The sequence below is a fragment of the Streptomyces sp. NPDC001348 genome (assembly GCF_053597535.1).
On record NZ_JBSFIK010000045.1, the window covers coordinates 1 to 13007 of the forward strand.

General features: G+C 69.1%; 10 protein-coding genes. 3 read left to right on the forward strand and 7 right to left on the reverse strand.

Annotated features, from left to right (window positions below; translation table 11 throughout):
- The first annotated feature begins 502 nt into the window (after positions 1-502).
- Both ACWC21_RS33950 and ACWC21_RS33955 read left to right on the forward strand, forming a co-directional pair.
- Positions 503-976, forward strand: a complete 474-nt coding sequence (locus tag ACWC21_RS33950; protein WP_450887555.1) for a hypothetical protein — start codon at positions 503-505, stop codon at positions 974-976.
- A 43-nt stretch (positions 977-1019) separates the two neighbouring features.
- Positions 1020-3695, forward strand: coding sequence for a Helicase associated domain protein (locus ACWC21_RS33955; protein ID WP_450887557.1), 2676 nt, complete (start codon positions 1020-1022; stop codon positions 3693-3695).
- 49 nt (positions 3696-3744) lie between these two features.
- Here the strand turns inward: ACWC21_RS33955 and ACWC21_RS33960 are convergent, their stop codons facing one another.
- From ACWC21_RS33960 to ACWC21_RS33985, 6 genes are all read right to left on the reverse strand, one after another.
- The gene (locus tag ACWC21_RS33960) at positions 3745-4323 is read right to left on the reverse strand and encodes a DUF6262 family protein (protein ID WP_450887559.1); all 579 of its coding nucleotides are present in this window, start codon (positions 4321-4323) and stop codon (positions 3745-3747) included.
- Positions 4320-6926, reverse strand: a complete 2607-nt coding sequence (locus tag ACWC21_RS33965; protein WP_450887561.1) for a tyrosine-type recombinase/integrase — start codon at positions 6924-6926, stop codon at positions 4320-4322. The genes ACWC21_RS33960 and ACWC21_RS33965 overlap by 4 nt, the downstream gene beginning before the upstream one ends.
- On the reverse strand, positions 6908-8065 hold the full coding sequence (locus ACWC21_RS33970; RefSeq protein WP_450887563.1) for a tyrosine-type recombinase/integrase: 1158 nt from the start codon (positions 8063-8065) through the stop codon (positions 6908-6910). Before ACWC21_RS33970 ends, ACWC21_RS33965 begins: the two co-directional genes overlap by 19 nt.
- Before the next feature lie 204 nt (positions 8066-8269).
- Entirely contained in the window at positions 8270-8893 is a 624-nt protein-coding gene (locus ACWC21_RS33975; RefSeq protein WP_450887565.1) for a DUF6308 family protein, read from the reverse strand.
- Positions 8894-9073: 180 nt separating this feature from the next.
- The gene (locus tag ACWC21_RS33980) at positions 9074-10975 is read right to left on the reverse strand and encodes a hypothetical protein (protein ID WP_450887567.1); all 1902 of its coding nucleotides are present in this window, start codon (positions 10973-10975) and stop codon (positions 9074-9076) included.
- 67 nt (positions 10976-11042) lie between these two features.
- On the reverse strand, positions 11043-11807 hold the full coding sequence (locus ACWC21_RS33985; RefSeq protein ID WP_450887569.1) for an IS5 family transposase: 765 nt from the start codon (positions 11805-11807) through the stop codon (positions 11043-11045).
- A 96-nt stretch (positions 11808-11903) separates the two neighbouring features.
- Between ACWC21_RS33985 and ACWC21_RS33990 the strand changes: the two genes are divergently transcribed.
- Entirely contained in the window at positions 11904-12128 is a 225-nt protein-coding gene (locus ACWC21_RS33990; protein WP_450887571.1) for a hypothetical protein, read from the forward strand.
- A 365-nt stretch (positions 12129-12493) separates the two neighbouring features.
- On the opposite strand, the gene ACWC21_RS33995 is transcribed toward ACWC21_RS33990, so the two are convergent.
- Positions 12494-13006 carry a hypothetical protein gene (locus ACWC21_RS33995; RefSeq protein ID WP_450887573.1) on the reverse strand — a complete coding sequence of 171 codons (513 nt, stop codon included), beginning with the start codon at positions 13004-13006 and terminating at the stop codon, positions 12494-12496.
- Between the last annotated feature and the right edge of the window lies 1 nt (position 13007).

Genomic DNA, 13007 nt, shown 5'->3' on the forward strand with positions numbered 1-13007 from the left:
CCAGGTGCACGCAGCAGGGCAGGTGCATAGCAGTCCGGGCCGTGGTCCACCCACACCGGTGCGCCTGCCTTGAAGTGGCCGTCGTGCTCTTCTCCATGCGCCACCCGCACACCGTGCTTGCTGCGCAAGCACGGTGACGGTCCGTCCGCTGCGCTCCCGGACCGGCGGGACCCCGTCCCGCTATCAGGCTTCCGCTTCGCTCCAGCCTGACCGGCGGGTCGCTGCGCTCCCCCGCCTGACGGTCCTTCCGGCTGCGCCTCCAGAACTGTTGGGGCCCGCTATCGCGGGCCGGGCTGGCTACGAGAGGAGGGGTCGCTCGTTCGTGTCGGGTTCCGATGTAGTGGCTGCTCCAGGCTGATGCAGCATGTACCGTTGGCTAAAACAAGAGACTCCCCCAACGTCCTTCGGGGGACAGTGCTCGGAAGCGGAAAAGGGAAACTGTATGTGGAGTGCTCAGGATGTGGCGCGGGATCAGGTTAGTCGCCAGGCAAACGGCCTCGATATGGCCGCCGTTGCGGAGAAGGTCGCGGAGGCTGCTGCCCGCGAGCGTGAGACGGCGGAGCAGTTGAGGCGAGGCGGTTCCTTCTCCGAGTTCGAGACGGACCCGGAGCGGCTGGCCGCCATCTGGGCGGCCAGGCACGTGGAGTGGCAGCGCGTCAGGGACTTGGTGGCTCAGGCCGGTTGGGGCGCGTACGAGCCGGAGCGGGACACCGAGGGCTCCACGTGGGCTCGGGAGCGCGAAGAGCGGCGTGACGGTGCTCTCGCGGCCCGGGCCGCGTTCGAGGCGCGGCGTCGCGAGGAGGCGGATGAGCTGCGGGCTGAGCTGTGGCTGTCTGCCGCGTCCAGTCGGCTGATCCGGGCGGTGGCCGATCGGGCCGGGCTCGGGCCTGCCCAGGTCCTGGCGCAGCTCGCGGAGCGGGTCGTGGTGGGCGAGGGCGGTACGGTGTCCGTCCCGCCCTTCACGCCGTCGCGGTGATTTCTCGAAGCGGTTGGAAAACGAGTTGGGGGAGGATTGCTAAATGCGGGGTATTCAGCTCAAGGAACACCAGGCTGACCAGAAAGCGGCTTTCCGCAAGTGGGTGGGATTTCCTGCAAGGTCATCTGTGCCCCCGGAAGGGTCGCGGGGCACGATCGTGTCAGCGACCGGTTCGGGCAAGACGATCACGGCGGCTGCGTGCGCCCTGGAGTGCTTCCCGGCCGGGCGGATCCTCGTGACCGTGCCGACCCTTGATCTGCTCGTGCAGACCGCCCAGGCGTGGCGCTTGGTGGGCCACCGGGCCCCGATGGTGGCGGTGTGCTCGCTGGAGAACGACCCGGTGCTGAACGAGCTGGGGGTGCGCACCACCACGAACCCGATCCAGCTCGCCCTGTGGGCCGGGCACGGGCCGGTCATCGTGTTCGCCACGTACGCCTCTCTCGTGGACCGCGAGGACATCGAGGACCCGTCGGGCCAGGGCACCGTTCGCGGGCCGCTGGAGGCCGCGCTGGCGGGCGGAGAGCGCCTGTACGGGCAGCGGATGGACGGTTTTTCGCTCGCCATCATCGATGAGGCCCACTCAACCGCAGGCGATCTTGGCAGGCCCTGGGCGGCGATCCACGACAACGCCCGCATCCCCGCCGACTTCCGGCTGTACCTGACGGCGACCCCGCGCATCCTCGCCGCGGCCCGCCCGCAGAAGGGCGCGGACGGCCAGGAGCTGGAGATCGCGAGCATGGCCGACGACCCGGACGGTACCTACGGCGCGTGGCTGGCCGAATTGGGGCTCTCCGAGGCGATCGAGCGGGAGATCCTCGCCCCCTTCGAGATCGACGTCCTGGAGATCCGCGACCCCTCGCCCGTGCTCGGGCTGTCGGAGGAGGCGCTGCGGGGCCGACGCCTGGCCCTGCTGCAGACTGCCCTGTTGGAGCACGCGGCGGCGTACAACCTGCGTACGGTCATGACCTTCCACCAGAAGGTGGAGGAGGCGGCGGCTTTCGCGGAGGTGCTGCCGAAGACCGCTGCCGAGCTGTACGTCACCGAGACCGATGACGCGACCATGGTCAAGGCGGAGAAGGAACTGCCCCCGTCCTCGATCGACGCGGAGTTCTACGGGCTGGAGGCCGGCCGCCACGTACCCCCGGACCGGGTGTGGTCGGCGTGGCTGTGCGGCGACCACCTCGTGGCCGAACGCCGCGAGGTCCTGCGGCAGTTCGCCAACGGCATCGACGCGAACAACCGGCGCGTGCACAGGGCGTTCCTCGCCAGCGTTCGCGTGCTCGGGGAAGGCGTCGACATTACCGGCGAGCGCGGAGTGGAGGCGATCTGCTTCGCCGACACCCGCGGCTCCCAGGTGGAGATTGTGCAGAACATCGGCCGCGCGTTGAGGCTGAACCGCGACGGCTCCACCAAGGTGGCCAGGATCATCGTGCCGGTCTTCCTGGAGCCCGGCGAGGACCCCACCGACATGGTCGCCTCCGCCAGCTTCCGCCCCCTTGTAGCGATCCTCCAAGGGCTCCGCAGTCACGATGAAAGACTCGTCGAGCAGCTCGCCTCCCGCGCCCTGACCCATGGCAAGCGCAAGGTGCACGTCCAGCGCGACGAGGACGGCCGGATCATCGGCGCCGACGGCGCGGGTGCCGGCGAGGACCAGGAGCACGACGAAACCCAGGCCGCCGCCGAATCCGCCCTGCTCCACTTCAGCACCCCCCGGGACGCCGCGACGATCGCCGCGTTCCTGCGCACCCGCGTCTACCGGCCGGACTCACTCGTGTGGCTGGAGGGCTACCAGGCACTCATCCGCTGGCGGAAAGAGAACAAGATCACCGGCCTCTACGCCGTGCCCTACGACACCGAGACCGAGGTCGGCACGACGAAGTCCTTTCCCCTGGGGAGGTGGGTGCACCAGCAGCGCAAGGCCCTGCGGGCCGGGGAACTGGAGGAACGGCGCAAGACCCTGCTGGACGCCCCTGAGGCCGGGATGGTCTGGGAGCCGGGTGAAGAGGCGTGGGAGGCCAAGCTCGCCGCGCTCCGGTCCTACCGGCGGGCCACCGGGCACCTCGCCCCGCGCCAGGACCAGGTGTGGGGCGAGAGCGAGGCCGGGGGGCTGGTACCCGTTGGGCAGCACATGGCCAACCTCCGCCGCAAGGGCGGCCTCGGAAAGGACCCCGAGCGGGCGGCGGAGCGCGCGCAGCAACTGGCCGCGATAGACCCGGACTGGAACTGCCCCTGGCCACTGGACTGGCAACGCCACTACCGCGTCCTCGCCGACCTCGTCGACGCCGACGGCCACCTGCCCGACATCGCTCCGGGCGTCCTCTTCGACGGCGACGATATCGGGCGCTGGCTCCAGCGGCAGTCCCAGTCGGGTACTTGGGCGCAGCTGTCGACCGAGCAGCAGGAGCGGCTGTCCCAGCTGGGCGTCACGCCGCTTGAGGCGCCGTCCCCCGCCCCGGCGGACGGGCGCGCGGCGAAGGGCCAGGGCAAGGCGCAGCAGGCGTTCCAGCGTGGCCTGACGGCCCTCGCGCAGTGGGTGGAACGGGAAGGCGCCCACCGGCCTGTACCGCGCAGCCACAGCGAAGAGATCACGCTCGACGGCGAGGCGGCGCCGGTGACCGTGAAACTGGGCGTGTGGGTCTCCAACACCAAATCGAGGCGGGACAAACTCGCCCAGGACCAACTCGACGCACTGCGGGAGCTGGGCATCGAATGGGCGTGACGCTCCCATCGGCAAGGTCCGTCCCGTTTGGCAATGATCCGAGGCTGGGTCAGGGGCGCGGGGACGGGGTGGTGAGGTAGGGAACGAGTTGGGCTTCAAGGTCGGCGATGCGTTTGTCCATGAAGCGGTTGTTCTGGCGTGCACTGGTCAGGCGTTCTTGGATCTGCTGGTTGTCGTGGGTGAGCTGTCGTACGTGCTGCTTCAGCGTGGTGTTCTCGGTGACGATGCGCTGAAGTGAGCCTTCGGGGAGATCGTGTTCGAGGTCGCGGATCTTGCCGAGGAGTTCTGCGATGTGGGTGCGCTGGGTGCGGATTTCGCGGTGGGCCTGGGCGAGTGCGTCTTCGGCGTTGAGTGCACGTTCTCTCCAGGCGGGCTGGGCGCGGCTGCCGCTGTCGGAGACCGCGGGGTGAGGTCTGTTTACGTGGTTGGCCTGCTCGATCAGGGCTCTGGCCTGCTGGTTTTGGTAGAGGAAGGTGCGTGAGACGCGGGCGGTTCGGGCAAGGGCTGCGACGGTGACAGGCGTATGGTCGCGTGCTGCGGCCGCCAGGGCGGCCTGGAGGCGCTCGAGCATCTCCTGCGTGGCGTGGCGGCGGGCCCGGACGGCCGCGTCGGTGCGGGACGTACTCATGGCTTCCCTGTGGGGCCGGATGCCTGCAGTGCGGCGAGGTCTCGGGCGCGGAAGGCGGTGCTCCAGGTGCGGTGGAAGTAGTCCTGGGGGCGCCGCAGGTCCAGGGTGAGGGCTTCGTCGAGGATGCCGAGGGCGGCCAGGGCCTGCTCGAGTCCTTTGATGGCCTTGGCGGTGGGTTCGAAGACGGTGTGGAGGTAGTCGGCGGTTGCGTCGTCGGGGGCGTTCTCGGCGATGGAGCGCCACTGTTCGGCTTTGCGTCGCCAGTAGAGGAGGTCTGCGCCGGAGAGGACGAAGTTGTCGCAGTTCTCGCAGTCGAGTTTCCAGGGGCAGGATCCGCCGTCGACGACGGGTTGGTAGGTGCAGAAGCCCCCGTCGGCGGGGGTGCTGCGGCGGGAGAGGTCCAGGGCCAGGGCGAGGGCTGTCTCGCGGTCCATGGGGGTGGTGTCGCCGGAGAGGAGTTCGCCTGGGTTGGGGGCGCCGGGCCCGGCCACCCAGATGGTGTTCAGGACGTCTTCGAGGTCGCTGTTGGTGATCTTCACGTAGTGCTCGGCCATGCGTTCGGAGAGCTGGCCGAGGTAGCGGCGGATGTGGGTGAGTGTGGCGCCGGCGCGCAGCAGGTTGGTGGCCAGGGTGTGGCGGGCCTGGTGAGCGACGTACGCGCCGCCGAGGTCGAGGTCGGAGATCCAGGTCTTGAAGCGCTGGTTGAAGTGTCCGTAGGAGATCGGCTGCCGGCCGTTGGGGTTACGGACGCGAGAGGGGAACAGGGCCAGGCTGGGGCGTTCGGCAGCTGCCGGGGTGCGGCCGTAGCGCTTTTCGAAGAGCTGGAGTGTCTTGGTGCGGCGGGCATCCAGGCGTTGGTAGACGGGTTCGGGGATGCGGATGCCCTCGTTGTAGTTGCCGACCTTGGTCTGGTCGTGCCACAGCATGGCCAGACCGCGGTAGCGGCCGATGCAGTCCAGGCGCAGTCCGACGACCTCGCTGCAGCGTCGCCCGGTGGCGACGATGGTCTCCCAGATGTCCCGCAGGCCCCGGTCGTTGAGGTCGAGTTCCTCCAGGCGGCGCAGGTTGGTCTCGTCCATCAGCGCGCGGGCGACGTCGTCGCTGAAGGGGTTGCGGGAGCGCTGTTTGAGGCCGGTGCCGCCGAAGGGGATGGCGGTCAGGAAGCCGGTGTCGATGCCGAGGCGTTCGGCGTGGCCGGCGGTGATGGCGCTGTAGAGCAGCTTGCGGGCCTGGTTGAAGACGAATTGGCAGCTCAGGTCGGTGACAGTGGGGGATCGTCCGTCAACCAGGACCAAGCCCAGGGACGGCAGGCCGTGGCGGGCGCGGTGGCGCTGGTCGGCGACGAACCGCTCGGCGTGTTCACGGCGCAGCACGGTGGGGTCATGGCCGGCGTCGGGGGCGTCGGTTTGGAGGAAGACGCCCAGTTCGACGGCGGCGCGGCGCATCTGGTCGAAGGGGCCTCTGGTGCGGGGGCACTGCGGGGATCGTAGCCACTCGGCGAGATGGTCCCAGAGCAGGTCGCGCAGCCACCGCTGGGGAACGGCGGTGATGTTGAAGTGGCTCTGGGCGTTCTTGAAGCGCCGTCCGAAGTGATCGGTCTCCAGGAAGCCGGCGTCCTTGGTGTCCGAGGGGCTGTAGTAGACGCAGCGCAGACCGCTGACGATTTCCCAGATGATCTTGCGGACCTCGGAGTCCATCTGCTTGCGCGTCAGGTCTTTGTAGCCTCCGTCGTGCAGATCCATCAGGGACGTGATGCTGCCCCGCCAGCAGTACCTGACGAGATTCCTGATGCCGTTGGTGGTCCACTCGGAGTGCTGCGCGGACTGGGTATGGGCGTGCAGGCCCCACTGGATCTCGGCCCGCACCAGCGGGGGCAGGCAGTGGAGGTTGACCAGCCCTGGCTGCGTGACCGGCTCCGCAGTGGCGCACCAGGCGCGGAATGCCTCCTCGTCTCCGTAGGCCACCGGGAGCGGCCGGCCGTCCTTGAGGGGGCCGCGTAAGTTGTGCGACCGGGCGTCTCCGGGACGGTTGTCGATCTTGTACCGGTTCAGATGCTGCAGACACAGCCCCAGCGAAGTGCAGGCCAAAAACGAGCACCGCGCCTGGCACAGGCCGTAGCCGGGAAGCGGGCGCTGGGTACGGGACCAGTCCTCGAACCGGGCGCGGTCCATGCCGGCTGCCTCGCCGTACTGCCACCTGGTCTGGTGCTGCTGGCACAGCCGGGTGGTGGGGCTTACCGCCGGGCGGTTGGGACAGATCAGGCACCGGCCGTAGTCCACTCCCCGCGCGGCGGGGAGAGCGGTGGCCGCGTCCATGAAGGCTCGCTTGGTCTGCCCCGCCCGCTCGGCCTGCTCCCACTCCAGGTTGTGCGTGTTGCACAGGTTGTGGCTGACCCGACGGATACGCAGGCAGCCGTCAACAGCGCACTGCCAGGCGTAGACCGGGTGGTAAGGCGGGATGAAGATCAGCGTGTCGCGGAAGAGCGGGTCGAATGCGGGGGCCTCGATGAGGGCTGTGAGCAGTTCGAGCCGGTCGCGGCCGATGCGAGTGGTGTCGGTGCGGCCGGGAAGCAGCGTCAGCGGGATCACGGCCGTGTCCCCCACACCTGCTCCAGTGCCGCGGTGAAGACCGGGTCGTGGACGTCCACGTGGCCGTAGACCTGCTCGACGGTCGCGGCCGAGGCCCAGCCGCCGGCCTCCCGCGCGATCACCGCGTTGCCCCGTGCGGCGTCCAGCACCGCGGTGGCGAAGCTGTGCCGGAAGGCGTGCGGGACCACCCGGCCGATCTGACCACGGGCTGCGGCCCGGCGCAGCATGCCGCGGGCCGCGGCGGTGGTCCATGGCTGGCCTCGGGAGGGGCCGTGCAGGCTGATCAGGAGCATGCCGTGAGCGCTCTGGGCGGGGTACTGGGTGGTGATGTACTCGAAGTAGGTGTGGATCATCGCAGGGCTCGCCCGCCGTACCGTCCCGCCGCACACAGTGTTGTCCTGCCAGACCCAGGGTGTCTTCGTCTTGACCCGAGCCCGGTTGGCGTTGTCCTCGCGGTGGCAGATGTGCACGTGCGGCCCCCGGCACTGACCGCACGCCGCCTGCTCGCGCAGGTGCAGGTCGACCAGACGCAGCCCGCACAGCTCACCGATCCGGAAACCGCCGTCGGCCAGCCACGTGACCACCATCCGGTCCCGCGCGCACGACACCGCCCCCAGCAGCAGATCCCGGGCGCCCTCGGGCAGCATCTTCGGATGCCGACGCACCCGTTCCGCCGGAGCCAGGGGGTTCGCGGGCATGCTGTGCAGGACGTGTCCGAGCATCGCCCGCCGCCTATCCGCCCGCGTCGGCAACCTCGTGACGCGCAGTACCTCCGCCAGTGCGGGGTTCACGCCGTGCATGCCAAGGTGAAGGTAGAAGCCCTTCAGACAGGCCGCTGCGGTCTTCAGTGCGCTGTGTCCGTAAGGGCGCTTGCCTTCCCGCCACGGCAGACCGAACGGCCCCGGGTAATCCGCCCCGAGGGCCGCCATGTAATGCCGAAGGTCCTCAAGCGACACTGCTCCTGTGTCCAGGCCCGCGAACCGCAGCCACCGCAGGTGATCCACCAGCACATACGCGTACGTACGATCCGTACCCGCCGCGCAGGTCCGCAGGAACCCGTCCGCCTCTGCCACGACCGAGCAGTCCGTGTCCACGATCGTGTAGGAAACCCGCCCGCCGACACGCACGATCTCCTGCACCCGTAACTCGCACATCACAAGCCGACCACCCACCCGCGCGCCGTCCCCTCCGAACCGGGAACCGCCCCGGCGGATCCCTCCGGCCCCGAGTCCACACCCCTCCCCCACACCGACGGACCACTCCGCGCGAACGTCACACACACCCAGGTGACGGTTGGTAAAGTCCGTCACCCTCACACGCCAGAATGCCCCCTCGGGTCACGTTGGCGGCAGGCATGCTCAGGGGCAGGCATGGCCGACGGACCGGTGGTTCATCCATACCGCCACATCGCACACCCGCAGCGCACTCACCGTCTCGGGTAGCCCGGCGGCCTGCCTCAGTTCCATCAGCTGGCGGTGCAACGCGGCCTGGTCCTCGCGCAGCGCGGCATGGAGAGCGAGCCAGAAGGACGGCGGCCGACCGACGGCACAGCGGACGATTCGGTCGTAGACGGGGAGCAAGCGGGGACGCTTGCGGGCCAGGACCTTCCCGGCGATGACCCAGTTGACCCCGTACTGCTCGCAGAGCAGATCCCAGGCCTGATCCGCCGGCGAGCCGTCGGCCACGACGACCGCGTCGGCGTCAACCATGTCGATGTCCCTGGGAATGGCGTGCAGCAGACCGGACAGCCGCGCGCCGAGGCGGCCCTCCAGAATGTCCAGCGCGACAGGCGCCGGAACGGTGACCGACAAAGTCTGCACCGCGACCAGGTCCTCCGCCGTGATCCGGTCAGCGACCTCCGGCCGGTCTCCCCCACCCGCCAGATGCTCGAACCGGCTCCCGGTGAACGGCATCCCGCCGGGCGGCAGACCGATACCGAAGTAACGCCGCAGGTCACTGATGACGCGCTCGGAACTCAGCAAGACGCGCAACCGCTGCCCCAACGGCGACAACGCTCCACCGGGAACACCGAACGCTGGGAGGGAAGTGGCCATGAGAACTCCGTCCTTCATCGAGATCGTGAGCGGGTGAGCGGCGCCAGATAGTCCTGTCCGAGAAGCATGCGGCGAACCGGTCGGTGGGTCGCGCAGGGGCACCGGCCATCAGCTGGTGGTGGAGTTCGGATGCGGCTGCGGCAGGGCGTTGACGAGTGGCCTGAGGGCACTGTCCAGCAGCCCAGCGTGTCGGGCTGGTGCGTCGGGCTGTACTCGCATGACGTGCAGGATGTGGTCGCGTACGGCGGCGTTGCGCAAGCTGCCGGACTGCTTGCTGCGCAGGATGTCGAGGAGGCTGGGGCCAGAGGCTTCCTGCAAGGCCTCGATCATCTCCAGTTCTTCGATGTCGACGATCTCCACCGGGTCCGTGTCCGGCTTCGTGAACAGCCCCTTCCTCCGGGCGCGTTCACGGATCACAGTCAGAGTGATGGGGTTGACGGGGAAGCCTTCCGGCAGCACGAGCAGCGGCAGGAAGCGACGGTCGCCCGGAGCAGGTGCACCGGTGAGGTCGGCCTCGTCGTCGCGCAGCGCTGTGATGGTCGCGTCGATCTGGTCAAGTTCCTCGACAAGCTTGTCGATGTCCTGGATCTGTGATTCACCGGGGACGGCGGTGCGGGCTTCGAGGCGTAGCTGGGTGGTGGTGACCTCGATAACGATCCAGGCGCCGGGATAGTCGATCGCGGCGTCGGCGATGCGCTGGCCTGGGGCGGTGTAGGCGGCCCTGAGGTCGGCGTCGTCGTATACACGGCGGGTGGTGCCTTCGTCGCGGGTGATCGTGTGCAGGACCTCGCTGACGTAGACCTCGCTGCAGTGGCGCAGGGTCTGTTTGGCCCGGGCGGCCATCTTGCGGTGGCCGGTGGGCTTGGTACGCCCCGGCGGCGGGAACTCGATGTCGAAGATCGGCAGCCACCCGAAGGGCCGGCTGATCAGGTGGCGGGGATCGAGGATCAGCAGCCGGTCCTCGGGCAGGCGGATCACGGGCCACTGCTGGAAGGGGTCGAAGGACCATTCGGTGCGCTGTTCGGGGCGTTCGCCGCGTACGGCCTCCCGCATGCCGGGCAGATCGTTGGTGATCAGCACCAGGACCGACTCGACGCGCTGCGCGGGCAGGGTCAAGCCAGCCAGTTCGCCCGGCTCGATGACGAACCGTCCCATCGTGGTGCGCAGCCACAGGTAGCCGGCGACGGCCGCCAGGTCCTCCAGGCGGACGCCGGTGCAGTCCTGGTAGGTCTGGCTGAGGTCGACGATTCCCGGCTCGCCGTGGCGTTCGGCGGGCATCTGCAGCCAGCGCCGCGCGTAGCGGGCGAGGACGCCGGGGACGGACCAGCTGCGGTGGAAGTGCTGGTTGGCGATGAGTTCGCGGCCCAGTGTGCCGGGCCGGTCCGTGATGACGCTCGGGCCGGGATCGGGATGGTGGCCCATGACCTGGGTGAGACTGAACAGAGCGCCGACGATGTCGCCGTCGGGTAGGTCGTCCGGCACGGTGTCCGGGGATACCTCCATGGCCCTGCGGGCCAGCAGCATGAGGGCCTGGGGCACGAGCAGCCTGCGGGTCTCGTCCCGGAGCAGGTTCCGAACACGGCTGCGGACCGGCTCATCCAGCCACTCGCCAGCAAAGTGCGCCTCGACGGCCTGCACGGACACGCCCGGAAGCTCCAAGGCGTTGAGCACCTGGGCGCAGAACCGTATGACGCCTTCAAGAGGAAGGCGCTCCAGCTGGCGCACGGCGTAGTCGGCAGGCAGCTCGAACCCGAAGATCTCATCGGGCGTGAGGTACGCCGCGCCCAGGTCGATGGGCGCGGGCGGCACGGTGGTGGCGGGTACCAGCAGGCCGCTGGGGTGCTCGTTCCACCGGGGCACGAGAGCCGTCGCAGTGGATCCCTGCAACACCGGGTGCCCGGCCGAAGGGTTGGTGGCCAGATAGCCGGTACGCAAAGACGCAGGCTCGGCATCCGTGAACATCCTGCTCAGCGTTTCGATCTTCTGGGCGATGCCCTCCGCGGCGTCCATCGGCACTCCCGTCGTGCGTGTGACCACTTGCCATGGACTACCGGCTGCCAGTGAGCCTTTTCCAACCTCAGTTCGAGCCGGTGAGGTGGAGGGTGAGGACTGCCTGGACGAGGTGGGTGATGCGGGTGGTCGAGCAGCGGAGTTTGCGCAGGAGGCGCCAGGTCTTGAGGGTGGCGATGGCGGGTTCGACGAGGGCCCGGATCTTCGCGTGGGATCGATTGACGGCCTGCTGACCTGTGGAGAGCGTCTCCCAGCGACCCCAGCAGGGGGTGCGGACCGTGCCTCCGGCGCCTCGGTAGCCCTTGTCGGCCCAGCACTTGATGCCGGCATCGGCGAGGGTGTCGATGATGCCGTGCTCGCGGGCGGCGCGGACGTCGTGGATGGCGCCGGGCAGGGCTGGTGAGGCCCAGAGCAGTCGGCCTGCCGGGTCGGCCAGGACCTGCACGTTCATGCCGTGCTTCTTGTGTTTGCCGGAGTAGAAGGGCCGGTCCGCGGCGATCCGGTCCGTCGGCAGCAGCGTCCCGTCCAGGAGCACGAACGCCTTCGTCGATGCGCTCTGTACAGCCTCGGCAAGGCTCGGTGCGAGAGCGGCCAGGACGTCCACGGCCTCGGTGATGTAACGGTAGGCGGTCGTGGTCCCGATGCCGAACCCGGCCGCGAGCTGGGCGTACGGATGCCCGTTGCGCAGGTGGGCGAGTGTGAGCAGGGCCTGCCGGTCGGCGCTCAGCCGGCGCCACCGGCTGCCGATCGCGCGGCGGCGTTCCCGGAGACGGGCAGTGAGGAAACGAAGGTGCGAGCTGGACAGGTCCAGCCCGGACGGGTAGACAAGCACGTGAAGCCTCTGGCGGAACGGGTGATCTTGGTCGTGAACCCGTCTACCAGGGGCTTCACTCGTCTGTCACCCCAACTACCGTACCGAATCTGCAGGTTGGAAAAGGCTCACTGGCTGAAGGGCACGCTGCGCGCGTCCTTCCGGCTCGTCGAGCCCAGCGACGCCGCCCGTCACGGAATCGTCGGGCCCGGCGACGCCGCCTCTCACCAGGCGTGTCCCCGGCTGGAGTACCTGGTCTCCGTGATCGCGGTGCACACCGGCAACGGCTTCCTGGCCTTCCCCCGGGGCGGGGAGTTCCACCTCGACTCGCACTGGGGGTAGGGGGGGTGACGGTCTCGGCATGTCAACGAGGGGGAATCCAGAGGCACTCGGCCGCTCCTGTGCGCCGGCGCCCTCGCAGGGCGCTCCCCCGCGTCCAGCAGGCCCTCGACGCGCTCAGGGGACGCAGAAGCAAGCACTCGCCAAGATGGTCACGCCCGCTGCCTTGGCCGGGCCCGGATGCCCTGTGCCGGTGGGTGCCGTCGTACAACATCACCAGCCAACGGGCCGGCCGATGAGCGTTGCAAGGTCATCCGTATCGAAGCGCCTACGGGTAGCGTCGCCGACACGGATGCCCGCGCAGGGTGCAGGTGGTGACGGGCCGCACAGATGATCCGTGCGGCCCGTCTGCCATTCGCCGGTGCTGGTCAGATACGCCGCAGGGCAGCGATCTTGTGGTTGGCGGTGTTGATGGCCCGCTCCAGCGCGACGCGGGCGAACTCCTGCTTCATGGCCTGGGTCATGAGTGTGTGTGCTTCGGCGTAGACGATCCCGGCGGTCGACGGCGGCTCGGGCAGCGCGGTCTCGACGTAGGACTCCGCGCACTCGACGACGCGCTCGAGTTCGGTCCTGATGCACTCGGTGTGCTCGATGCGGCCGCTGATGGCGTTGGCCAGACGCGTGATCTCGGCGAAGTCGGCCTTGCAGCTGGGCGTGCGGGCCAACCGGCACTGCTCCGTGTACAGCCCGTCGAGCGTCGCGGCGGGGCCGGCGAGTTCGGCGGTCTCCTCGTCCTTGCGGCGGATCGCCTTCGTCCAGGCGAGTACCCGCTTGTGGTGGATGGCCGTGAGGGTGCCCAGTGAGCCGGTAACGAGCGAGGAGGCCGCCGTCACGAACACGGTGGTCTGGCTGGGGTTGCTGATGAAGGAGCTGAGCAGCATT

Bases quoted from the DNA above. Each gene is read 5' to 3' on its own strand.
- ACWC21_RS33980 (WP_450887567.1), bottom strand. From the start codon at position 10,975: ATGGACGCCGCGGAGGGCATCGCCCAGAAGATCGAAACGCTGAGCAGG.
- ACWC21_RS33955 (WP_450887557.1), top strand. From the start codon at position 1,020: ATGCGGGGTATTCAGCTCAAGGAACACCAGGCTGACCAGAAAGCGGCT.
- ACWC21_RS33970 (WP_450887563.1), bottom strand. From the start codon at position 8,065: ATGTGCGAGTTACGGGTGCAGGAGATCGTGCGTGTCGGCGGGCGGGTT.
- ACWC21_RS33995 (WP_450887573.1), bottom strand. From the start codon at position 13,006: ATGCTGCTCAGCTCCTTCATCAGCAACCCCAGCCAGACCACCGTGTTC.
- ACWC21_RS33960 (WP_450887559.1), bottom strand. From the start codon at position 4,323: ATGAGTACGTCCCGCACCGACGCGGCCGTCCGGGCCCGCCGCCACGCC.
- ACWC21_RS33950 (WP_450887555.1), top strand. From the start codon at position 503: ATGGCCGCCGTTGCGGAGAAGGTCGCGGAGGCTGCTGCCCGCGAGCGT.